We start from the raw sequence: 21,534 nt of genomic DNA, 5'->3' as shown, positions 1-21,534 counted from the left end.
CTCAGACCGGGGGAGCGACGAACAGACCCTTGTCGGGGTCGTTGAACGACTTCTGCGCGACGAACTCGTTCATCGCGTTCGCCGTGCCCCACTGGTCGGAGACCTCGGGCTGGGTGAAGTCGTAGAGGTGCGGGTGCCAGGTGTCCTCGTCGATCTGCTCCAGCTCCGTCGTGTACTCCATCGTGTTGCCCGACGGGTCGAGGAAGTAGCTGAAGGTGTTGTTGCCGGCCAGGTGCCGGCCCGGGCCCCAGATCTTCTCCACGCCGGCGCGCAGCAGCCGGCCGGTGCCGCGCATGTACTCGTCGATGCCGCGCATCTCGAACGACGCGTGGTGCAGCGACGGGTGCGGGCCCCGCGCGATGGCCATGCTGTGGTGCCAGGAGTTGATCCGCATGAACCACATCATGTTGCCCATGCGGGGGTGCATCAGCGTGTCCGACAGGGCGAAGGCCAGGTGCTTCTCGTAGAAGGCCTTGGTGCCTTCCGGGTCGGCGGAGTTGATGACCACGTGCGAGAGGCGGACCGGGATCGACTCGCCCTCCTCGATCGGCCGGTGCTGCCGCACGGCGACGTCGGAGCTGATCTCGACGGTGCGGCCCTCGTTGTCGAAGAACCGGAAGCCGTAGCCGCCGCCCGGGGTCTGCAGGTCGCCGGGCTCGGCGATCAGCTGGACGCCGTCGGCGGCCAGCTGCCCGGCGAGGGTGTCGACGTCGGCCGCGCTCGCCGCGCCGAAGGAGATCAGGTCGATCCGCTTGTCGGCCGCCTGCCGCAGCCGGACGACGTACTGCTCCGGGGAGCCCTCCGCGGCGAGGAAGGTGAGGCCGGAGTCGCCGTGCTCGGCCTTCAGCCCCCAGGCGTTGGTGTAGAAGTCGAGCTGGGACTGGTAGTCGGGCACCGCCAGGTCGACGTGCCGCAGATGGGTGATCAGTCGCTGGGTCATCGTGGTCTTCCTATGCGGGCTGGCTGGTGAGCATGGCGATCGAGCGGATGAGGCCGGGGACGTCGCCCTGCACGTGCTCGAGCTGCCACTGCGCGACCTGGTTGGACGCGTCGACGACGGTCTTGGCGCGCTCGTAACGGCGGGTGTGGAAGGCGTCCCAGAGGTCCTGGTCGAGGGCGTCCCGCTGGGTCAGCAGCTCGGCGAGGACGACGGCGTCCTCCAGGGCCATGGCGCCGCCCTGGGCGATGGTGGGCGGGCAGGTGTGCGCGGCGTCCCCGATCAGGACGACGCGACCGCGGTTCCAGGGGACGTCGAGGACGTGCGTCTCGAACCAGGTGTAGTTGACGCGGGCCGGGTCCGTGAGCGTCTCGCGGATCTCGTCCCACGGGCCGTGATAGGCCCGCGAGAGCTGCTTCATCGTGGCGAGCTGCTCCTCGGGGGAGAGGCCGCTGCGGTCCTGTGCGTCCTCGACGATGTAGGCGTAGAGGCTGTCCTCGCCGGTGGGGCAGTAGCCGGCGATGTAGGACGGTCCGCCGTAGTAGAGGTCGGTGCGGGTCACGCCGGCCGGCCGCGGCCCGAAGGCGCGCCAGATGCCCATGCCGACCGACGTCGTCTCCAGGTCGATGCCGAGCGCGCGGCGGGTCCACGAGCGGACGCCGTCGGCGCCGATCACGAGGTCGTAGCGACCGGTGGAGCCGTCGGAGAAGGTGACGTCGACGCCGTCCTCGTCCTGGGTCAGCTCGGTGACGGTGGTGCCGAGGTGCAGCTTGACGCCGACCTCGGTGGCCCGGTCTGCCAGGATCCTCGCCAGCTCGGGGCGCGGCATGCCCATGACGGCGGGCAGATCGGGGCCGCCGGTCTGCGCGTCGGGGATCTCGGCGACGACGGTGCCCGCCGGGTCGGGGGCGCGGATGCCGGTGACGTCGAAGGCGTAGCCCGCCGCCTGCACCTGCTCCCACACGCCGAGGGAGCGCAGCTCGCGCAGCGCGTTGCCCTGCAGCGTGATGCCGGAGCCGAGGGCGGCGACCTCGGGCTTGATCTCGACCATGTCGACGGCCACCCCGGCCGTCGCCAGGTGGATGGCGGTACCGGCGCCGGCGAGGCCGGCGCCGACGACGAGGGCGCTGTTCACTGCGGGCACGGGATCTCCTCGGTCGTCACTTGACGGCGATCGGGTTGACCGGGGCGCCGACGGCGCCGGTCACGGGCAGGGGGGCGGCGGTGAGGAAGAAGTCCCACACGCCGTCGGCCGCGCAGTCGGCGGCGAGGGCGTCGAGGTCCCACATCTCGCCGATGAACAGGCCGATGTTCGGGATGGCGACCTGGTGCAGCGGCTGGAAGGCGACGTCGAACTCGTTGGGCCGCACCTCGAAGCCCCAGGTGTCGGTGGCGATGCCGGCGATCTCGGTGCCGTGCAGCCAGTCGGCGGTGGTGAACGACAGGCCGGGGGCGGCGCCGCCCGCGTAGTCGCCCCAGCCGCGGCCCTCGGCGATGTCGCGGCGGGCGCGGGTGAGCCGGCCGGTGCGCACCAGCAGGAGGTCGCCGCGGCCGACGCGGGCCGACTCGCCCTGCGCCTCGATGGTCGCGAGCAGGTGCTCGGTGGTGATCGCGAAGCCGTCGGGCAGCTCGCCGTCGTTGCCGATTGCGCGGCCGACGTCGAGCAGCACGCCGCGGCCGGCGAAGAGCGCGGCGGTGGTCTCGATGCCGGTGACCTTGTCGCCGTCGCTGGTGACGACGTCGCCCGCGCGGCGGCCGTTCCAGGCCATGCCGTGGTCGAAGATGTGGCCGAGGCCGTCCCACTGGGTGGAGGCCTGCAGCGGCATCGCGATGACGTCGTCGGCGCCGCCGATACCGTGCGGGAAGCCCTGGACGCCGCGCTCGGCGTCGGTGCCGGTGTCCAGCATGGTGTGCACCGGGTTGGTGCGGCGGCGCCAGCCCTTCTGCGGGCCGTCCATGTCGAAGCGCAGCGACAGCGAGAAGCTCGCGCCGCGGCGGACCAGCCGGGCGCCCTCGAGGCGCTTGGCCTCGTCGAGGAAGTTCAGCGTGCCGAGCACGTCGTCCTCGCCCCAGCGGCCCCAGTTGGAGCAGCGCTTGGCGGCCGCCGCGATCGCGCCCTCCGGGTCCGAGCGGTCGAGATCAGCGGGAGTGATGCGGTCGGGCACGTCGGGTCCTCTCTGAAGCGACGCGCACCACGGTCGGTCAGCCCGAAAGGGTTGGGAAGACGAGATGTGTGATGCCGGACATCAGCGCCGTCGATACGGTGGCGTCGTGAACCTGGCGAGCCTGGATCTCAACCTGCTCGTCTCGCTCGACGCCCTGCTCCAGCAGCGCAGCGTGACGCGGGCGGCGGCGCAGATGGGGCTGTCCCAGCCGGCGCTGTCGGCGTCCCTGGCCCGGCTGCGCCGGCACTTCGGCGACGAGCTGCTCACCCGGGTCGGCAACGAGTACCGGCTCACGCCGCTGGCGGTGCAGCTCAAGGAGCTGACCCGGATCGCGCTGTCCGGGGTCGAGCGGGTGTTCACCGCGCAGCCTGAGTTCGACCCCGCCTCCTCGACGCGGGAGTTCACCTTCGTGGTCAGCGACTACTGGGTCGCCGTCCTGGGCGACACCGTCGCGGAACTGCTCGCTGCGGAGGCGCCGCATGCCCGGTTGCGGCTCACGGCCAACACCGCGTCGGTGGTCGACCGGGCCGATCAGCTCATGCTCACCACCGATCTGCTGGTGCTGCCGCACGGCTTCGTCACCGGCCTGTCCTACCGGGACCTGTACCGGGACGAGTGGGTTTGCATCGTGTCCGCGGACAACCCCGTCGTCGACGAGGGGCTCACCGTCGAGCACCTGGAGACCCTCCCGTGGGTGGTCACCTTCCACGGGCCGACGGCGGCGACGCCGGCCGAGCGGCACATCCGGATGCGGGGCATCGAACCGCGCGTCCAGGTGATCACCGAGAACTTCCTGACCGTCCCGGCTCTGGTGGCCGGCAGCGACCGCATCGCTCTTCTGCAGCGCCGGCTGTTCGACCTGCTCCCGCTCAAGCTCGGTGTCCGGGCGCTGCCTCCACCGGTCGAGGTCGGCCACCTCGTCGAGGCCATGTGGTGGCACCCGGTGTTCGACGACGACCCGGAGCACGCCTATCTGCGGGACCTGGTCAGCCGGGCGGCGGGACAGGTCACGGGGCCGGCGACCGCAGAGGTATAACCGCTGTCGATCAGCCGATGACGACGTTCCAGTCGCGGATCGTCCACTCCTTGACCAGGCCGTTCTTCACGTACGGGTCCTGCTCGACGAAGCGCTCGACGACCTCGCGCGGCGCCGTCCAGATCAGCAGGGCCCGGTCGTACGGATCGGGCAAGGCACCGGCGAGCAGCAGCTCACCGCGCGCGTGGGCGTCCTTGGCGAGGCCGAGGTGCTCCTCGCGCAGCGCCGTCCGGCGCTCCAGGTAGTCGTCGACCAGGGCGTACTCCAGGACCAGGTGCATGTCCGCTCCTCAGACCGCAGCCGTGCCGATGAGGCCGTTGCGGGAGACCAGCCCGGCCAGCTGGTCCTCGGCCATCCCGTCCGTTCCCTCCGGACGGCGCGGGACCACCAGGTACCGCGACTCCGCGCTGGCGTCCCACACGGTGATCCGCGTGGCCGCCGGCAGCTCCAGGCCGAACTCGCGCAGCACGCCGCGGGGGTCGCGGACCACGCGCGAGCGGTAGGCCTCGCTCTTGTACCAGCTCGGCGAGGGCCCCAGCAGCGCGATCGGGTAGCAGGAGCAGAGCGTGCAGACGACGACGTTGTGCTCGTCGTCGGTGTTCACGACCGCCTTGAGCCGCTGCTCCTGCAGGCCGCCGCCCATCGACAGCCCCAGCTCGCCGATCGCGGTGTTGGCGTCGGCGAGCAGCCGCTCACCGAAGCCGGTGTCGGTCCACGCGCGGGCCACGATCCGCGCACCGTTCAGCGGCGATCCGCCGGCCAGGAATGCCTCGATCCGCTGATCGACCTCGCCGGTGTCGAGCAGCCCGCGCTCCTCGAGCAGCGCCTCGACGTGCCGGACCCGCGCCGCGACGGGTGCGCTGCTGTGCTTGCCGCTCATGGCCGTCCCCTCCCGTGCCGTTCGACCGGTTCCAGGTAGCTCTCCCAGAGCTCCACGGTGACGGCGTGGTCGCCCTCGCCGAACAGCTCCGCCGCGGGGAACCGCACGTGGTAGACCGCCTGCGGCGGACCGCTGCGGCCGCGGGCGCGCTCGTCGGCGAGCGGGTGGTGCCCGGCCACCTGCACGACCTCGCCGATCGCGCCGCGGGCGTAGCGCGGCAACCGGGTGTGCCCGGCCGGGTCGAGGCTGCGCGTGCGCACCAGGTCGCCGGGGCAGAAGCGGTCGGTCATCCGGCCAGCTCCTCCGCCGTCGCCACGCCCTTCTCGGCCAGCAGCGTGGTGATCGCGTGCAGCCACCGCTCGTAGTAGGAGGCGGCGAGGTAGGCCTCCGGCGGCATCCGCTCGATCGCGTCGCGGAACTCGTCGAGGTTGTAGACGCCGCGCCGCAGCAGCGCGCCGTTGAGCGCGAAGACGTGCGCCTCCCAGTCGGCATGGAACGGCGGCTCGTCGGGGTCCTCGACGACGGCGGGGAAGCCCTGCAGGCCGCCGACGTCGTTGATCCGGCTCACGGCCGGTCGTCCGCCTCGTCCGCGGCCAGGCCGGCGTGCACGTCGCGCAGCTCGCGCTTGAGGATCTTGCCGCTCGGGTTCTTCGGCAGCCCGTCGGCGAGGACGACGTACTTCGGCCGCTTGTAGCCGGCCAGCCGGGACTTGGCGTGGGCGTGCACGTCCTCGACGCTCACCGCCGCCCCCGGCTTGCGGACGACGACCGCGGTCACCGCCTCGACCCAGTACGGGTGGCTGATCCCGAAGACGGCGACCTCCGCGACGCCGTCGAGCTCGTAGATCGCCTCCTCGACCTCCCGGCTGGCCACGTTCTCCCCGCCGGTCTTGATCATGTCCTTCTTGCGGTCGACCACCGAGAGGTAGCCGTCCTCGGTCATGATCCCGAGGTCGCCGGAGTGGAACCAGCCGTCGCGGAAGGCCTCGGCGGTCTTCTCCTCGTTCGCGTAGTAGCCCAGGGCCGCGTGCGGGCTGCGGTGCACGATCTCGCCGATCTCCCCGGGCGCCACCGGGTTGCCGTCGTCGTCGACCAGCCGGGTCTCCACGTTCAGCGCGGCCCGCCCCGCCGAACCGGCCCGCTCCAGCTGCTCGTGCGGCCGCAGGATCGTGGCCAGCGGAGACATCTCCGTCTGGCCGTAGAAGTTCCACAGCTGCACGTCGGGCAGCCGGCGCTGCAGCTCGCGGAGCACCTCCACCGGCATGGGCGAGGCGCCGTAGTAGCCCTTGCGCAGGCTGGAGAGGTCGGTGGTGTCGAAGTCGGGGTGGCGCAGCAGCGAGATCCACACCGTCGGCGGGCAGAACAGCTTGGTGACCTTCTCCCGCGCGATGGTCGCGAGCAGCGCCGCGGGGTCCGGCGCGGGCAGGATGATGCTGGTCGCGCCCAGGTAGACGTCGACGGAGAAGAAGCAGTCCAGCTGCGCGCAGTGGTACATCGGCAGCGCGTGCACCTCGACGTCGTCCGGGCCCATCCCGCCGTCGACGATGCAGCTGACGTACTGGCTGATCAGCGAGCGGCTGGAGAGCATCACGCCCTTGGGCCGCGACTCGGTGCCCGAGGTGTACATCAGCCGCAGCGGGTCGTCGTCGGCGACGTCGACGTCCGGGGCGCTCTCGTCGCCGTCGCGCCACCACGGGTCGACGTCCTCCCAGCCGGCGGACGGCGCCGCGCCGGACAGCCCGATCCAGCCGCGCAGCCCGCCCTCGACGCCCGCGGACGCCAGGGCCTTCTCCGCCGTCGGGACGAGGGCGTCCTCGGCCACGATCCCGCGCGCCCCGGAGTGCTCGAGGATGAAGGCGATCTCGTCGGGGCCGAGCATGAAGTTGATCGGCACGAGGACGACGCCGACCTTGGCCGTGGCGAACGCCAGGACGGCGAACTGCCAGCAGTTGTGCGACAGCAGGGCCAGCCGGTCGCCCTTGGCCAGCCCGCGGTCGGCGAGGGCGTGCGCCGCCCGGTTCACGGCGGCGTCGAACTCGGCGTAGGTCACCCGCAGGTCCCCGGCGACGACGGCGAGCTTGTCGGGGTGGCGGCGCGCGGTGCGGTGCAGCAGGTCGCCGAGGGCGTGCTGCCGGGCGCGGTCGATCGCGGCCGTCGTGGCGGTGCTGAACATCGGTTCCATGGCGGCATCGGCCCTTTCCGGTTCGTCCCTCGTGCGCTCCGGGGCGAATCCTCCCCGCCGGACGACGACGGGTCGACAGGGGGACACGTGCACTTGTCGACGCGTCGATCCGCCCGAGCAGAGGGAGGACGTCGATGACGACGGCGAAGGAGCCGGCCACCGGCCGCGGTCGGCGCGCGCGAGGCGCCCGCCTGGCCGATCGCGGGCTCAGCCGGCTGCTCAGGCTGCCGCCGGTGACCGGTGAGTACACCGTCCGGCGCGCGGTCCGGGTGCCGATGCGCGACGGGGTCGAGCTGCTCGCCGACCACTACGCGCCTACCGGGCGCTCGCTCGGCACGCTGCTGGTGCGGGGGCCCTACGGCCGGTCGGGTCCCTACCCGCTGCTGTTCGCCCGGCTCTATGTCGAGCGCGGGTACCACGTCGTGCTGCAGAGCGTCCGCGGGACGTTCGGCTCCGGAGGCGTCTTCGCGCCCATGCTCCACGAGATGGACGACGGCGCCGACACGGTCGCGTGGCTGCGCGAGCAGCCGTGGTTCGGCGGCCGGTTCGCCACCGTCGGGCTGTCCTACCTCGGCTTCACCCAGTGGGCGCTGATGATGGACCCGCCCCCCGAGCTGGCCACCGCCCTGGTGATGGTCGGGCCGCACGACTTCCACGAGAGCCTGTACGGCACCGGGTCGTTCAAGCTCAACGACTTCCTCGGCTGGTGCGACATGCTGGCCCACCAGGAGGAGGGCAACCTCGTCAGCGGCCTGGTCCGGCACCAGTTGACCGCCCGCCGGCTGCGGCCCGGCCTGCACGAGCTGCCGCTGCTGGAGGCGGGGGAGAGGGCGCTCGCGGGCGGCGCGCCCTGGTACCGCGACTGGGTCTCGAACCCGGACCCCGCCGCGTACCCGGGCTGGGCGCGCACCCGGCTGGGCCCCGCGCTCGACCGGGTGCAGGTGCCGCTGCTGCTCATCGGCGGGTGGCAGGACGTGTTCCTGGAGCAGACCCTGCAGCAGTACGAGCACCTGCGGCACCGCGGGGTCGACGTCGCCCTCACCGTCGGGCCGTGGACCCACTCGGAGCTGCTCACGAGGGGCGCCCGCCTGGTGACGACCGAGAGCCTGGACTGGCTGGCCGAGCACCTCGCGGGCACCGGCACCCGGCGCCGGCCGACCCCGGTCCACCTGTTCGTCACCGGCGCGCGGGAGTGGCGCGATCTGCCGTCGTGGCCCCCGGCGGCCTCCGAGCGCGTCCTGCACCTGCAGCCCGGGGGCGTTCTCGGCGACGACCCGCCGGCCCCGGACGCCGCGCCGTCGACCTTCGCCTACGACCCGGCGGACCCCACGCCGACCCTCGGCGGCCGGCTGCTCTCCTCCGACGGCGGCTACCGGGACAACGCGAGGCTGGAGGCGCGGGACGACGTCCTCCTCTTCACCGGCCCGGTGCTGACCCGGCCGCTGGACGTCGTGGGCTCTCCGGTCGTCGAGCTGGCGCACGCGAGCGACAACCCGCACGCCGACCTGTTCGTGCGGCTGTGCGAGGTCGACGCGAAGGGCCGTTCCCGCAACGTCAGCGAGGTCTTCCGCCGCCTCGACCCGGCCGCCGGCGCCGGGGCGGTCCGGCTGGAGCTGGACGCGTGCGCGCACCGCTTCCGCGCGGGCACCCGGCTGCGCCTGCAGGTCTCCGGCGGCTCGCACCCGCACTGGGCGCGCAACCTCGGCACCGGCGAGGACCCGGCCACCGGGCGCACGCTGCGGCCGTCGCGCCGCACGATCGCGCACGGCGCCGGCGGGACCTCGCGGCTGCTGCTGCCGGTGGCGGGGAAGTAGCGACCGCCGTGCTGGACGGGGGCACAGGGGACCACGCACGATGCGGGAGTGAGCGTGAGCCAGCAGCCCGTCCCGACCGACGTCCAGCCGCGCACCCGCCCCGGTCGCACGATCGACCGCGCGCTCGGCCGCCTCCTCAAGCTGCCGACGGCGACGGGGGACTACACCGTGCGCCGCGCGCTGCGGGTGCCGATGCGCGACGGCGTCGAGCTGCTCGCCGACCACTACGCGCCCACCGGCCCGGCGCTCGGCACGCTGCTGGTGCGCGGCCCCTACGGCCGCGGCGGCCCGTTCCCGCTGCTGTTCGCCCGCATCTACGCCGAGCGCGGCTACCACGTCGTCCTGCAGAGCGTGCGCGGGACCTTCGGCTCCGGCGACGTCTTCGAGCCGATGCGGCGCGAGGTGGACGACGGCGCCGACACCGTCGCGTGGCTGCGCGAACAGCCGTGGTTCGGCGGCCGGTTCGCCACCGTCGGGCTGTCCTACCTCGGCTTCACCCAGTGGGCGCTGATGACCGACCCGCCGCCCGAGCTGGCCGCCGCGCTGGTCATGGTGGGCCCGCACGACTTCCACGAGAACGTGCACGGCGACGGCTCGTTCAAGCTCAACGACTTCCTCGGCTGGAGCAACATGGTGGCCCACCAGGAGGAGGGCGGCCCCGTCCGGATCCTGGCGCGCCAGGCACTGGCCGCCCGGCGGCTGCGGCCGGCGCTCGCCGGCGTCCCGCTGGTCGAGGCCGGCGAGCGGCTGCTGGCCGGGGGCGCGCCCTGGTACCGCCACTGGGTCTCGATCTCCGAGGGCGCCGACCCGTTCTGGGCGCCGATGCGGCTCGACGCCGCCCTGGAGCGGGTGCAGGTCCCGGTGCTGCTGTTCGGCGGCTGGCAGGACCTCTTCCTCGAGCAGACCCTCGCCCAGTACGAGCGCCTGCACCAGCGCGGGGTCGACGTGGCGCTCACGGTCGGGCCGTGGACGCACAACGAGCTGATGACCAAGGGGGCGGCCCTGACCACGCGGGAGACCCTCGACTGGCTGGCCGAGCACCTGGCCGGCACCGGCACCCGGCAGCGCCCCGCCCCGGTGCACCTGCACGTCACCGGGGTGGGCGAGTGGCGGTACCTGCCGTCGTGGCCGCCGGCGACCACCGAGCGGGCGCTGCACCTGCAGCCGGGCGGCGGCCTGGGCGACGACGAGCCGCCGGCGGACACCGCGCCGTCGACGTTCACCTACGACCCCGCCGATCCCACCCCGAGCGTCGGCGGGCGGCTGCTGGAGGGCGGCGGCTACCGCGACCAGAAGGAGCTCGAGGCGCGGGCCGACGTCCTCACCTTCACCGGCCCGGTGCTGCTCCAGCCGCTGGAGGTGGTCGGCTCTCCGGTCGTCGAGCTGGCGCACACGTCCGACAACCCGCACGCCGACCTGTTCGTGCGGCTGTGCGAGGTCGACATGAAGGGCCGCTCGCGCAACGTCAGCGAGGTCTTCCGCCGCCTCGACCCGGCCGCCGGCGCCGGCGTGGTCCGGCTGGAGCTGGACGCGTGCGCGCACCGCTTCGCCCCCGGCACCCGGCTGCGGCTGCAGGTGTCCGGCGGCTCGCACCCGCACTGGGCGCGCAACCTCGGCACCGGCGAGCACCCGGCCACCGGCAGCGCGATGAAGCCCTCGCACCGCACGATCGCGCACGGCGCCGGCGGCGTCTCGCGGCTGTTGCTGCCGGTGACGAGCGGCTAGGGGCGGCCATGCCCAGCTACGACGTCAACAAGGCCGCCGTCACCCAGGCGCGGAAGCTGATCGACGCCGGCAGGTACGACGACAGCACCGAGTGGTCGGAGGCCGCGCCGTCCACCGAGCAGGCCAACGAGGTGCTCGGGAAGAAGGGCTGGGCGGAGTTCGCCCGCTGGCACCTGGCCGTCGACCCGGAGGCGAACGAGGAGACGAAGGGCCGCTACGCCTTCCCCTACGGCGACTTCCGGAGGGTCAACCGGGCGGCGCTGATCCACGCCAAGCAGCGGGCGAGCCAGAACGACCACGACGCGATCGAGAAGGCGGCCGCCGAGCTGCTCGACCGGCTGGACGCGAAGCGCGGCTGACTACGCCAGCACCCAGAAGTTCTCGCCGAGCTCTGCCTCCAGCGCGGCGAGCTGCTCGCGGTGGATCTCCCGCACGCGGGCCGGGGTGATCGCCTCGGACGGGTCGACCTCCTCGATCTGCAGGCTGGTCTTGTCCTCGTAGAGGTGCTCGCCGGCCAGCCGCGCGCGCTCGTCGTAGGGCCAGATGAAGGCCTGGCGGCTGGACACGTGGAAGAGCCCCTCCGGTGTCCCCACGTCGTAGCCGATGGCCTGCAGGTCCGCGCCGCGGGCGAGCTGGTGGAAGGTGATCTCGTCCGCGACGCCCCAGTCGCCGACCGCCAACCGGTCGTCGGAGTGCCAGAGGACGGCCTCACCGACGGAGTTGTAGAACGCGAGAACACCGTCCTTGCCCTCGATCACCGCCGGGTTGGCGCCCCAGGTGACCCGGTAGACGGGGTGGTCGACCATCATGTCCGGCGCGACGATCTTGTCGAACTCGCCGGCGCCCTCCAGGTGCACGTGCCGCCACCAGTTGAGCAGGATCGCGCGGTGCAGCGGATCGGTGGTGCGGTCCAGCAGCTCGGCGGTGGGCCGCATGCACTCGGAGACGGCCTTCTCGAAACGGTTCACGGCGGACCTCCCGGGCGACGGCGCTGTCCCGCCCAGCCCAGCACGGGCGGCGGGACGGCGCGAGCGCGGCTTCCGCCAGGTGGACGCCGCCCATCGTGGCGGGCCCGGAGGCCGGCCGCCGCGGCGCTACGAGGCGTCGGCCTGCGGCGCCGCGTCGGACGCCGGCGGCATGTCGGCCAGCAGCGCGGCGACCCGGTCGTGGAAGATCCGCCACGGCCGCTCGTTCTCGTGAACCAGGCCGGCGGACTCGCTGAGCAGGTCCGCCGCCCGGTCGATCAGCTCGGCGGTGCAGTGCAGCAGGTGCGGGAACCGCGCCGCCCCGGCCAGATCGGCCCGCACCGAGGCGGGGGTGAGGTCCATTCGGTCGAGGATGTCCGCCGCTCGCTGCAGCAGCCGCCCGACGACGGTGTTGAGCCCCGCGGCCTGCCAGTCGTTGGCGATGATCCGGTGCCGCTCGCCGATCAGGTCGGCCAGCGGCGCGATGTCGAGCAGCGCCAGGGCGGCGTCCCAGGACGTCTGCATCGCCGCGGCCATCCAGTCCCCGGTGGCCAGCGTCTCCTCGCCCCGGATCCGGATCTCGCGCTGGATGTGCTCGAGCTCCGGCGGCACGCCCTGCCCCTCGAGGAACAGCACCCCGTCGAGCTCGACGGCGGTGCGGTCGTTGAGGTCCTCGGCGCCCTCGTACGGGTTGCGGGACGGGGAGTGCAGCGGCTTCGGCCGCGACCAGCGGTCGGCCAGCGCGTGCAGCGTGCGCGCGTGCCGCTGCAGCTCGATCGCCTGCTCCCGGGGAGCGGCGGCGTAGAACTTCTCGTGCTCGCGGTGGAACTCCGCGAGGTTCTCGACGGTGTGCAGCAACAGCGACGGGGGCTCGGCCGCGGCGGTCATGGCCCATTCTCCGACTCGCCGGGCGGCACCGGCCAGGGCCGGATGTCCCTTTCCGGACGGTCCTGTCCGGTGGCCCGGCACGGCGACACTGCCCGCTCAGCGGTCGGAGGAGAAGCCCGGCGGGGGAGGGCCGTGGTGCGCGGCGCGCGAGTCGTCGTCCCAGCTGCCCACGAGCGGGAGGAACAGCCAGACGGCGACCCCGGCGACCACGAGCGTGGCCGCCAGCAGGCCCAGCCGGACGGCGCCGGCGGGAACCCGCGCGGGCGGGGCGCCGACGCGCTCGCGCACGCGGGCCGACGTCAGGGCGAGCGCGGGCACGATCCGGGCGAGCAGGTGCAGGCCGCCGACGACCGCGAACACCACGAACGCCGCCTGGTGGACGCTCACCCAGTCCACGCGCCGGCCGAGCACGGTGACCACGGTCGAGCGGCTGCGCTGCTCGCCCAGCAGGATCAGCAGGACGCCGGAGGCCAGCAGGGCGAGGGTCGCGGCCACCACCAGCGGACCCAGGATGCGCAGCCCCAGCGGCGGAGGCCCGGCCGCGCGGTAGGGCCGCGAGCCGGTGTAGTAGCGCACGATCCGCCAGCCGGTGCTGGCCGTCTTCAGCAGTGCCGGCGGGATCAGCAGCACCCCGAGGGCGACGTGCCAGTCGATCAGCCCGCGGACGTCGGCGAGCGTGACGAGCTCGGCCGCGAACAGCACGAGCAGCACCAGGCCGGTCCAGGCGGTGAGCCGGGCGTTGCCGGCCGGGCCGCCCGAACCGGGCAGCACGGGGTCCGGCCGGTGTCCCCGGCCGATCGCCTCCTCGGCCACCGCCAGCGCCTCGGTGCGCAGCCGGCCGGACCGCGGCGGCGTGACGGGTGGCGGCCCGGCCTCCGAGGGCGGCATGGTCCGCATCCTTCTCCAGGTCGCTGTCCCCGGCATGTGCCAGGGCTGTGCGGCCTGCGGGCAGGATGCGAGGCATGGCTGCGCATCCCCTGCCCTCGTCCGGTGTCCTCGGCTCGGCGGGCCGGGTGAGCGCGCCCGGCGACGCGGCGGTGCGCAGCGCCGACCTCCGGCTGGCCGGCGCGCCCCTGCCGGTGGTGGGGACGGCGCGGATCTACACCTGCGGCATCACGCCCTACGACGTCACCCACCTCGGGCACGCCGCGACGTTCGTGTGGGCCGACGTCCTCGCCGCCGTGCTGCGGGCGGTCGGCGCCGAGGTGGTGAGCGCCCGCAACGTGACCGACGTCGACGACGTGCTGACCCGGGCCGCCGGTGCCCGCGGCCGGCACTACGACGAGTTCGCGCTCGGCAACGAGTACCTGTTCGAGCAGGACATGGCCGCGCTACGGGTGCACCGGCCGACGCTCGCCCCGCGGGCCCGCCACCACGTCGGGCACGTCCAGCAGCTGGCCGCGGCCCTGCTCGCCCGCGGGGCGGCCTACGAGCGGGACGGCGCGGTCTGGTTCCGCGGGGCGGGCGTCCCCGAGCGGGCCGGGCTGGACCGCGACCGGGCGCTCGAGCTGGCCGCCGCGTTCGGGGAGGACCCGGCCGACCCGCGCAAGGAGGACCCGCTCGACGTGCCGGTGTGGCGTCCGTCCGGCGAGACCGATCCGGCCTGGCCCAGCCCGTGGGGCTGGGGGCGTCCCGGCTGGCACGCCGAGTGTGCGGCGATGGCGGCGGCCGCCCTGGGCCCGTCGGTCGACGTCCTCGTCGGGGGCGCGGACCTCGCCTTCCCGCACCACGCCTACCAGGCCGCGATGGTGGAGGCCGCGGTCGCGGTGGCGCCGTTCGACCGCCGCAGGCTGCACGTCGGCCAGGTGCGCAAGGACGGCGCCCCCATGGCCAAGTCGACCGGCAACCTCACCCTGGTCGCGGACCTGCTGCGCGAGCACGCGCCGGCCGCCGTCCGGCTGCTGCTGCTCGACCGCCGCTGGGACGCCGGCTGGGACTTCGAGCCGCGGCTGCTCGCGGAGGCGGCCGGCCGGCTGGAGCGGCTCTACGGCGCCGCGGCGCGCAGCGGCGGCACCGACGCAGGCTCCGCCGCCGTCCTCGGCGCGCTGCTCGACGACCTCGACGTCCCCCGGGCCCTGGATCTCGCGGAGGAGGAGGGCGGCGCCGCCGCCCGGTGGCTGCTCCGGGTCCTCGCGCTGGGCTGAGCGACGTTCACCCGTCCGGGCGACGCGCTCACGCACGGTGAGCACGGACGATGGGCCGACGCACTGCCGACGGGGATGGACGGTGATCGTGGACCCGCAGCGCCCAGCCGGGACGCGCAGCGCCGCGCTGCTCGTGCGCGTGTGGCTCGAGGACGGCCCCGACGGGTTCCGGGCCCGCCTGACCACCAGCGAGACCTCGGACGGCGCCGCGACCGACGTGACCGTGGCCGTCGCCTCGAACCCCGACGCGCTGGTGGACGCCGTCCGGACCTGGCTCGACGACTTCCTGGTGGCCGGCACCCCCTGACGGCGACGTGCGGTGAACGGCCCTGCGCCATCGGTGCCTTTCGGCCCGTGTCGGTGGCGGGCCGTGCGCGATTTGATTGACAGTGCGTTACGGCACTGCTCAGGATCGCGCCGGCAACCGCCCGTCTGCCGGTCCGTGTGTCGAGGGGGACGCTGCCGGAAGGGAGTGCCGGATGGACGCTGCCCGGAACATCCGCGTCGCGCTGCTGGATGGATTCACCATCCGGCTCGGCTGTCCCGGCCCCGCCGCCGACGTGGGGGAGCTGCCCCGCGGCGTCCAGCGGCTGGTGGCGTCGCTGTGCCTGGCCGGCCGGCCCGCGCGCACCGCGATCGCCGGCCAGCTGTGGCCCGACCTGTCCGAGCCGCACGCGCAGGGCAGCCTCCGCTCGGCCCTGTGGCGCCTGCACAAGACCGCGCCGGGGCTGGTCGAGGCCTCCGGGGGCGCGCTGTGCCTGGCCCGCGGCGTGCGCGTCGACGTCCGCGAGTTCCGCGAGTGGGCCCGGCAGGTGCTCGACCCCCGCACCGACGTCACCGGCCTGCCCACCCCGCTGGACTGGGCGACCGGGGACCTGCTGCCGGGCTGGTACGACGACTGGGTCCTCTTCGAGCGCGAGCAGCTGCGCCAGCTGCGGATGCACGCCCTCGAGGTGCTCGCGCACAAGTTCGCCGCGGCGGGCCGGCACGCCGACGCCGTCCAGGCGGCCTACGCGGCGGTACGGGTGGAGCCGCTGCGGGAGAGCGCGCACCGGGTCGTCATCCGCGTGCACATGGCCGAGGGCAACGTCACCGAGGCGGTCCGCGCGTACGAGAACTTCCGCAGCCTGCTCGCCGACGAGCTCGGCGTGCGCCCGACCGCGCAGATGGAGGACCTGGTCCGCCGGATCCCCCGGCGGGCCCGGCTCATGGGCCCGTCGGTCCCGGCGGGGGCGCGGTCCCGCTGACGACGGCGGCCGCGGCGTCGCCGAGAGCAGCGGTCGCGGCGCGCCACGAGGTCCCGGAGGGGAAGTCGCCGAGCAGGACGACGACACGGCCGTCGGCGAGCAGGCCGGCGGAGTGCAGGATGCGGCGGCCGCCGACGCAGCACATCCAGCCCTGCTTGGCCGCGACCGGACCGACCGCGCCGGCGGCGGGGGAGAGCAGCCCGAAGAGCTGGTCGAAGCCGTCCGTGGCGCGCGGCGTCGTCTGCTGCAGCCAGCCGATCAGGGTGGCGGCGACGTCGTCGCCGTACTCGTCGTCGAGCCGGCCGAGGAAGGTGGCGACGTCGGCGGCGGTGGTGGTCGATTCGCCCCACTGACCGACCCGCGTCGGCAGTGCGGTGCCGGTCAGGCCCAGCCGGGCAGCGGCCGCGGTGACCAGGGCCGCGCCGTCGTGGCGGACCCAGAGCGTGCTCATCGCGGCGTCGTCCGAGGCGGTCGCCGCCCGGGTCATCAGCGCCTGGTCGTCGGGCGCGAGGACGAGCGTGCCGGTCTGCTGTCCCTCGAGCAGCTCGGCCACGACGAGCAGCTTGATCAGCGAGGCGGTGTACACCGGGCGCTGCGCGTCGGGCCCGGTCACCAGCTCCCGCTCGTAGGCGTCCTCGGCCACGATCGCGATGGAGCCGCCGGCCGCGGTGGCCGCCTCCTGGACCCGGGCCAGGACGGCGGCGTCGTCGACCGGGGCGGGCGGCGGCGGCAGCGGCCGGTCGTCCAGCCGGTCCGGGACGGCCGGCTCCACGTCGTCGGCCGCAGCCGCTTCACTGACCGCGGTCCACGGGGAGGAGCAGTCGGCGCACCCGAGCAGCACGAGGCCGGCCAGCGAGCCGGCGAGCAGCGCGCGGACGCCCCGCCGAACCCGCCGGCCGGCGAGCCGGGAGCCGTGGGCCATGCCCCCAGCCTGCGCCCTCTGCTGGATGAGCCGTCAAGTAGTTTCCCCTGTTCAGGCGGGCAATGGCGTCGGGGCGTACGCGAGGAGCCGCCATCCGGTCACTGTCCGTGCCCAGACGGCCAGCGCCAGGTTGTCGATCGTCTTCGCGGTGCCGCCGGCGTGGATGTCGGCGGTCATCCGGCCGACCACGATCGCGGTGTCGCCCACGACCTCCACGCGCTCCACCGGGTGGTCGGCCCGGTGGTAGACGTAGTAGCCGGTGCGGATCTTCTCGAAGTACTCCGCCTTGGTGTCGCGGACGCCGCTGGAGTGCGCGTAGCTCAGCTCGTCGGCGCACAGCTCGTCGAGCGTGGCGAGGTCGGCGTCGATCATCGCCTGGTAGCGGCGGTCCTCGGCGGCCAGCACGTCCTTGACGTCGATGTCGTCGGTCACGCCGGGGATCATGCACCCGCGCGGGCCCGCCACGCGGATCAGCCCTGCCGGATCGTGCGGGCGGCGGCGACCTGCGGCTTCGCGGCCGCCAGCCACGGGTCGAGCTGCGCGGGGTCGTCCCACGCCCGGTCGATCAGGTAGAGGCCCCTCGTCGGCGCCGTGGCGCCGAGCTCGACCAGGACCGGCTTGAGCAGCAGCTCGGGGGCGAGGAAGTGGGTGGGACCGCCGCCGAGCATCAGCGGGACGGCGACCACGCCGGCGAGGTCACCGGTGCCGATCTGGTCGAGGAAGAGCTTGAGCAGGCCGGTGTAGGTGGCCTTGTACGTGGGGCTGGCGACGACGGCGACCTCGGCAGCCTTGACCGCGGCGACGGCCTCCTCCACCGCGGGGTCGCCCCAGCCGAGCAGGCCGGCGCCGAGCTCGACGACGTCGACGACGCGGTCCGGCGGCGCGCCGGTCAGCCGTTCGACGACCAGCTCGGCGGCGGAACGGGTGCGGGAGTGCGGCTTGGGGTTGCCGACGACGGCGATCGTGCTCATGCGGACACCCTGGCAGTCTCGGTGGGCACGGGCAGACCTCCGGTCCGGCGGGATCGCAACCAGTAAACATCACCAAGTCGATGCGATTTGACGTGATTCCCGGTTCCGTGCGAGTCTGTCGACAGGTCACGAGTGCCAGCGCGAAGCCCCGGCTTGCTGGCCGGCAACCCTCCTCCGCGATGGGGTGCCCCGGGTGACGACCTGGCGGCTGCCGACCGGCGGTCGCAAGCGCGGACCCGCCTCCCGGGTCCCCGGCCCGTTCGGAGTGCTCGCATGCCCACTGCCGTCCTGTCCTGCCGCCCCGCCGTCGCCGCGGCGCCGCTGCTGCCGCTCGTCGGCGCCGGCACCCGTGTCCCGCTGGTGCCGTCGGGGAGCGCGCGGTACGTCGACCTGGACGCCGCGGCCAGCGCCCGTGCGCTGGCGGTCGTCGCCGAGCGGGTGGGCGAGGCGCTGCCGCTCTACGCCAGCGTGCACCGCGGCGCCGGCTACCTGTCACAGGTGTCGACCGCGCTGTACGAGTCGGCGCGCTCGACGGTCGCGTCGTTCGTCGGGGCCCGGCCGGACGACGTCTGCGTGGTCACCCGGCACACCACCGACGCCGTCAACCTGCTGGCCGGCTGCGTCCCGGCCGACGGCGCCGTCCTGGTGCTGGACTGCGAGCACCACGCCGACCTGCTGCCGTGGCAGCGGCGCGGTCCGGTCACCGTGCTGCCGACCGGGCCGACCGTGGTCGCGACGCTCCGGGCGATCGGCGACGAGCTGACCCGCCGGCCGTACGCGCTGGTGGCGGTGACCGGGGCGTCCAACGTGACGGGGGAGTCGCTGCCGCTCGCCGAGGTGGTCGCGCTGGCCCACGCGGCGGGTGCCCGGGTGTTCGTGGACGGCGCGCAGCTCGTGCCGCACCGCCGCTTCTCGCTGGCCGCCTCGGGCGCCGACTACGTGGCCTTCTCCGGGCACAAGGCGTACGCCCCGTTCGGCGCGGGTGCGCTGGTGGGCCGCCGAGACTGGCTGGACGACGGGCCGGCGTACCTGGCCGGCGGGGGAGCGGTGGCGTCCGTGACCGTCGAGGAGGCGGAGTGGGTCGCGGCGCCGCACCGGCACGAGGGCGGCTCGCCGAACGTGCTGGGCGCGGTGGCGCTGGCGGCGGCGTGCGACGCGCTCGCCGCGCTGCCGGACGGCGCCCTCGAGGAGCACGAGCGCGAGCTGCGCGGGCGCCTCGTCGAGGGGCTGGCGGCGCTGCCCGGCGTCCGCGTGCTGCGGATCTGGCCCGACTCGGCCGAGCCGACCGGAGTCGTGTCGTTCACCGTCGAGGGCGCCGACCCGGGGCTGGTGGCCGCCGTCCTCTCCGCCGAGCACGGCATCGGGCTGCGTGACGGACGGTTCTGCGCGCACCCGCTGCTCGCCCGGCTCGGCGCCCCGGACGGCGCGCTGCGGGCGAGCGTCGGCGTGGGCAGCACGGTCGAGGACGCCGACCGGCTGCTGACGGCGCTGGCCGGCTTCCTGGCCGACGGACCGCGGGTGGCGTACGAGCAGGTGGGTGGCCGCTGGCGGCCGGTGGACGACCCGCGGCCCGCGCCCGGCGGAGACCCGGCCGCGCTGCTGCGCGCCGCCGGCTGTGGTCCGGTCGGCTGAGCCCCGGCCGTCGTCAGCCGCGCGTGATCCAGCAGAGGCAGAACGGGTGCCCGGCGGGGTCCGCGTAGACCTGGAAGCTGTCCGGTGCGGGCCCGTCCTCGGCCGGCTTCAGCACCGTCGCGCCCAGCGACACCACCGTGGCGTGCGCCTCCGCGACGTCCTCGACCCACAGGTCCAGGTGGATCTGCTGCGGCGTGCCGTCGGGCCACTCCGGTGGGACGTGGTTCGGCGCGAGCTGGACGCCGACGCGCGGCGCACCGTCGACGAGGACCATGTGCCAGTCGTCCTCGGCGTCGACGGTGCCGCCGAGGACGCCCGCCCAGAAGCTGCTCTCGGCCTCGAGGTCCGCCGCGTCGAAGACGACGACCTGGGAGTTGATCTTCATGCGGATCATCCTGGCAGCGCCGTTCCGCGTGCCACCATGCGTCCATGAGCAGCGCCGTCGCCGTCGAGGTGAGCGCCCTGGCGATCAACGTGACGATCCCGGAGGAGCTGCGGTGGACCGACACCCGCCGCGGCGTGGAGTTCCTGCTGACCACCCTGAACGTCCGGCTCCTCCGGGACGGGCGCCTCGCGGCGAAGGCCTACGGCCGGCCGACCGCCGGAGGACGCGGCACGTACGTCACCTTCCCGGTCCCGGACCGGGCGGAGCTGGCGGCCCTGGTGGCCGAGGCGGCCGACCGCGCCGGGCAGCTGTGGAGCGCCCACCGCGGTCTCGACCGACCCTGAGGGCCCGCCGCTCAGCCGCGGCCGATGTAGGGCATCGCCGTCGCGTGCACGGTCAGCTGCGCGACGTTCGCGTCGAGCGGCAGGCCCGCCATGTAGACGACGGCGCGGGCGACGTCCTCGACGTCCATCCGCGGCTCGGGGCGCGTGCTGCCGTCGGCCTGCAGCACGCCGCCGGCCATCCGCTCGGTCATCGCCGTCGCCGCGTTGCCGACGTCGATCTGGCCGCAGGCGATGGAGTACGGCCGGCCGTCGAGCGCGGTCGACTTGGTGAGGCCGGTGACCGCGTGCTTCGTGGCGGTGTAGGCCGCCGACATCGGGCGCGGCACCTGTGCGGAGATCGACCCGTTGTTGATGATCCGGCCGCCCTGCGGCTGCTGGGCCCGCATCACCCGGAACGCCTCGCGCGTGCAGAGGAAGACGCCGGTGAGGTTGACGGCGACGACGTCCTGCCAGTCGGCCAGGTCGACCTCGTCCACCGAGGCCGCCGGGCCGAACCGGCCGGCGTTGTTCACCAGCAGGTCCACGCGGCCGTGCGCGCCGACGGCGCCGTCGAACAGCGCCCGAACCGCGGCCTCGTCGGTCACGTCCGTCGGCACCGGGTGCAGGCGCCCGGCCGGGCCCTGCGCCGTCACGGCGTCCAGCGACTCGCGGTGCCGGCCGGCCAGCACGACCCGCCACCCGTCGGCAGCGAGGGCCAGCGCGGTGGCCGCCCCGATGCCGCTGCCCGCGCCCGTCACGACCGCGACCGTGTCCCGCACCCCACCCTCCTCGCCGCCGGCGCCCATCGTGGCAGCGGCGCGGCCGTGCGGCAGGCTGGAGCCGTGATGGGTGCGGACGCGGCGAGCGCCTTCCTCATCGGCCGCCTGGCCCAGGAGGGCCGGCGTCCGCTCGCCGTGCTGAAGGCGTCGTCCGGGCGGCTGCCCGGCGTCACCGGTGTGCACGTCTTCGCCGTGGACGGCGAGCGGCTCTGGCTGGTCCAGCCCCGGCTGCTGGGCGAGCCCTCGATCGCCTCGGTGCCGCTGCGCGATGTCGGCGAGGTCACCCTGCGGACCGGCTCCGGCCGCACCGGCCGGGACGTCGTCTCCCTGCGGCTGGGGCTGCCTGCCGGAACCCTGACGTTCCGAACCCTGGACGACGCGGCGACGTGCGCCCGGTTCGTCGACGCGCTGCAGAACGGCCGCGCACGGGAGTGACGACTGTGGCCGGTGGTGTGATGTGGCTCACTGTGCGTGCGTGTCGCCGACGGGTATGGCCGGTCGTGCCACATGGTGGTCGGGGTCACACCCGACCCCGACCCC

The 21,534-nt window shown here is 74.4% G+C and carries 26 protein-coding genes and 1 riboswitch; of the genes, 10 read left to right on the top strand and 16 right to left on the bottom strand.

Annotated features, from left to right (window positions below; genetic code table 11):
• Position 1: 1 nt before the first annotated feature.
• The 3 genes from AB3388_RS16030 to AB3388_RS16020 are packed head-to-tail and all read right to left on the bottom strand — an operon-like array spanning position 2 to position 3,102.
• The gene (locus AB3388_RS16030; protein WP_495406293.1) at positions 2 to 940 is read right to left on the bottom strand and encodes a VOC family protein; all 939 of its coding nucleotides are present in this window, start codon (positions 938 to 940) and stop codon (positions 2 to 4) included.
• A gap of 10 nt (positions 941 to 950) precedes the next feature.
• Positions 951 to 2,081, bottom strand: a complete 1,131-nt coding sequence (locus AB3388_RS16025; RefSeq protein ID WP_495406292.1) for an FAD-dependent oxidoreductase — start codon at positions 2,079 to 2,081, stop codon at positions 951 to 953.
• A gap of 16 nt (positions 2,082 to 2,097) precedes the next feature.
• Positions 2,098 to 3,102, bottom strand: coding sequence for a cyclase family protein (locus AB3388_RS16020; protein ID WP_495406290.1), 1,005 nt, complete (start codon positions 3,100 to 3,102; stop codon positions 2,098 to 2,100).
• A gap of 106 nt (positions 3,103 to 3,208) precedes the next feature.
• On the opposite strand from AB3388_RS16020, the gene AB3388_RS16015 reads away from it, so the two are divergent.
• The gene (locus AB3388_RS16015) at positions 3,209 to 4,138 is read left to right on the top strand and encodes a LysR family transcriptional regulator (RefSeq protein ID WP_495406288.1); all 930 of its coding nucleotides are present in this window, start codon (positions 3,209 to 3,211) and stop codon (positions 4,136 to 4,138) included.
• A gap of 10 nt (positions 4,139 to 4,148) precedes the next feature.
• On the opposite strand, the gene AB3388_RS16010 is transcribed toward AB3388_RS16015, so the two are convergent.
• Genes AB3388_RS16010 through AB3388_RS15990 form a run of 5 tightly spaced genes read right to left on the bottom strand, consistent with a single transcriptional unit; the run spans position 4,149 to position 7,190 of the window.
• A complete protein-coding gene (locus AB3388_RS16010) occupies positions 4,149 to 4,418 on the bottom strand; it encodes a YciI-like protein (protein WP_495406286.1) in 270 nt (89 codons plus the stop codon).
• Positions 4,419 to 4,427: 9 nt separating this feature from the next.
• Entirely contained in the window at positions 4,428 to 5,018 is a 591-nt protein-coding gene (locus AB3388_RS16005) for a nitrile hydratase subunit alpha (protein ID WP_495406285.1), read from the bottom strand.
• Positions 5,015 to 5,308, bottom strand: coding sequence for an SH3-like domain-containing protein (locus AB3388_RS16000; RefSeq protein WP_495406283.1), 294 nt, complete (start codon positions 5,306 to 5,308; stop codon positions 5,015 to 5,017). Before AB3388_RS16000 ends, AB3388_RS16005 begins: the two co-directional genes overlap by 4 nt.
• A complete protein-coding gene (locus tag AB3388_RS15995; RefSeq protein WP_495406282.1) occupies positions 5,305 to 5,586 on the bottom strand; it encodes a hypothetical protein in 282 nt (93 codons plus the stop codon). Before AB3388_RS15995 ends, AB3388_RS16000 begins: the two co-directional genes overlap by 4 nt.
• Positions 5,583 to 7,190 (bottom strand): acyl-CoA synthetase, encoded by a 1,608-nt coding sequence (locus AB3388_RS15990; RefSeq protein ID WP_495406280.1) that lies wholly within the window; start codon positions 7,188 to 7,190, stop codon positions 5,583 to 5,585. Before AB3388_RS15990 ends, AB3388_RS15995 begins: the two co-directional genes overlap by 4 nt.
• 143 nt (positions 7,191 to 7,333) lie before the next feature.
• Here AB3388_RS15990 and AB3388_RS15985 point away from each other — a divergent pair, with 143 nt between their 5' ends.
• Genes AB3388_RS15985 through AB3388_RS15975 form a run of 3 tightly spaced genes read left to right on the top strand, consistent with a single transcriptional unit; the run spans position 7,334 to position 11,097 of the window.
• Positions 7,334 to 9,013: a CocE/NonD family hydrolase gene (locus AB3388_RS15985; RefSeq protein WP_495406279.1), complete on the top strand. Its 1,680-nt coding sequence runs from the start codon at positions 7,334 to 7,336 to the stop codon at positions 9,011 to 9,013.
• Positions 9,014 to 9,067: 54 nt separating this feature from the next.
• Entirely contained in the window at positions 9,068 to 10,738 is a 1,671-nt protein-coding gene (locus AB3388_RS15980; protein ID WP_495406277.1) for a CocE/NonD family hydrolase, read from the top strand.
• An 8-nt stretch (positions 10,739 to 10,746) separates the two neighbouring features.
• A complete protein-coding gene (locus AB3388_RS15975) occupies positions 10,747 to 11,097 on the top strand; it encodes a hypothetical protein (protein WP_495406276.1) in 351 nt (116 codons plus the stop codon).
• On the opposite strand, the gene AB3388_RS15970 is transcribed toward AB3388_RS15975, so the two are convergent.
• From AB3388_RS15970 to AB3388_RS15960, 3 genes are all read right to left on the bottom strand, one after another.
• Positions 11,098 to 11,706: a hypothetical protein gene (locus AB3388_RS15970; protein WP_495406274.1), complete on the bottom strand. Its 609-nt coding sequence runs from the start codon at positions 11,704 to 11,706 to the stop codon at positions 11,098 to 11,100.
• Positions 11,707 to 11,832: 126 nt separating this feature from the next.
• Complete coding sequence (locus AB3388_RS15965) at positions 11,833 to 12,591, bottom strand: hypothetical protein (protein ID WP_495406273.1); 759 nt, start codon at positions 12,589 to 12,591, stop codon at positions 11,833 to 11,835.
• A 96-nt stretch (positions 12,592 to 12,687) separates the two neighbouring features.
• A complete protein-coding gene (locus AB3388_RS15960) occupies positions 12,688 to 13,479 on the bottom strand; it encodes a hypothetical protein (protein WP_495406272.1) in 792 nt (263 codons plus the stop codon).
• Positions 13,480 to 13,553: 74 nt separating this feature from the next.
• Here AB3388_RS15960 and AB3388_RS15955 point away from each other — a divergent pair, with 74 nt between their 5' ends.
• The 3 genes from AB3388_RS15955 (at position 13,554) to AB3388_RS15945 (ending at position 15,982) form a co-directional block, all read left to right on the top strand.
• Positions 13,554 to 14,735, top strand: coding sequence for a cysteine--tRNA ligase (locus AB3388_RS15955; protein WP_495406271.1), 1,182 nt, complete (start codon positions 13,554 to 13,556; stop codon positions 14,733 to 14,735).
• Between the two features lie 82 nt (positions 14,736 to 14,817).
• Positions 14,818 to 15,042, top strand: coding sequence for a hypothetical protein (locus AB3388_RS15950; protein ID WP_495406270.1), 225 nt, complete (start codon positions 14,818 to 14,820; stop codon positions 15,040 to 15,042).
• Between the two features lie 172 nt (positions 15,043 to 15,214).
• A complete protein-coding gene (locus AB3388_RS15945; RefSeq protein WP_495406269.1) occupies positions 15,215 to 15,982 on the top strand; it encodes an AfsR/SARP family transcriptional regulator in 768 nt (255 codons plus the stop codon).
• Here the strand turns inward: AB3388_RS15945 and AB3388_RS15940 are convergent.
• From AB3388_RS15940 to AB3388_RS15930, 3 genes are read right to left on the bottom strand one after another with little or no spacing between them, the layout of a single operon-like run.
• Positions 15,942 to 16,904, bottom strand: a complete 963-nt coding sequence (locus tag AB3388_RS15940) for a serine hydrolase (protein WP_495406268.1) — start codon at positions 16,902 to 16,904, stop codon at positions 15,942 to 15,944. The genes AB3388_RS15945 and AB3388_RS15940 overlap by 41 nt on opposite strands.
• A 51-nt stretch (positions 16,905 to 16,955) precedes the next feature.
• Positions 16,956 to 17,336, bottom strand: coding sequence for a nuclear transport factor 2 family protein (locus AB3388_RS15935; protein WP_495406267.1), 381 nt, complete (start codon positions 17,334 to 17,336; stop codon positions 16,956 to 16,958).
• Positions 17,337 to 17,374: 38 nt separating this feature from the next.
• Positions 17,375 to 17,875, bottom strand: a complete 501-nt coding sequence (locus AB3388_RS15930; RefSeq protein ID WP_495406266.1) for an NAD(P)H-dependent oxidoreductase — start codon at positions 17,873 to 17,875, stop codon at positions 17,375 to 17,377.
• A gap of 124 nt (positions 17,876 to 17,999) precedes the next feature.
• Positions 18,000 to 18,112, top strand: a riboswitch (SAM riboswitch).
• A 36-nt stretch (positions 18,113 to 18,148) separates the two neighbouring features.
• On the opposite strand from AB3388_RS15930, the gene AB3388_RS15925 reads away from it, so the two are divergent.
• Complete coding sequence (locus AB3388_RS15925; RefSeq protein ID WP_495406265.1) at positions 18,149 to 19,507, top strand: aminotransferase class V-fold PLP-dependent enzyme; 1,359 nt, start codon at positions 18,149 to 18,151, stop codon at positions 19,505 to 19,507.
• 13 nt (positions 19,508 to 19,520) lie between these two features.
• Here AB3388_RS15925 and AB3388_RS15920 read toward each other — a convergent pair whose 3' ends face one another.
• Entirely contained in the window at positions 19,521 to 19,892 is a 372-nt protein-coding gene (locus AB3388_RS15920) for a VOC family protein (RefSeq protein ID WP_495406264.1), read from the bottom strand.
• Positions 19,893 to 19,936: 44 nt separating this feature from the next.
• Between AB3388_RS15920 and AB3388_RS15915 the strand changes: the two genes are divergently transcribed.
• Positions 19,937 to 20,236 (top strand): hypothetical protein, encoded by a 300-nt coding sequence (locus tag AB3388_RS15915; protein WP_495406263.1) that lies wholly within the window; start codon positions 19,937 to 19,939, stop codon positions 20,234 to 20,236.
• Between the two features lie 11 nt (positions 20,237 to 20,247).
• Here AB3388_RS15915 and AB3388_RS15910 read toward each other — a convergent pair whose 3' ends face one another.
• The gene (locus AB3388_RS15910) at positions 20,248 to 20,994 is read right to left on the bottom strand and encodes an SDR family oxidoreductase (protein WP_495406262.1); all 747 of its coding nucleotides are present in this window, start codon (positions 20,992 to 20,994) and stop codon (positions 20,248 to 20,250) included.
• Between the two features lie 66 nt (positions 20,995 to 21,060).
• Between AB3388_RS15910 and AB3388_RS15905 the strand changes: the two genes are divergently transcribed.
• Positions 21,061 to 21,429 carry a hypothetical protein gene (locus AB3388_RS15905; RefSeq protein ID WP_495406261.1) on the top strand — a complete coding sequence of 123 codons (369 nt, stop codon included), beginning with the start codon at positions 21,061 to 21,063 and terminating at the stop codon, positions 21,427 to 21,429.
• The last annotated feature ends 105 nt before the right edge of the window (positions 21,430 to 21,534 follow it).

It is taken from the genome of Geodermatophilus sp. SMS 5-13 (assembly GCF_059428245.1).
Note: the sequence above shows the minus strand (reverse complement) of the source record. Positions and strands in the feature narration are given on the sequence as shown.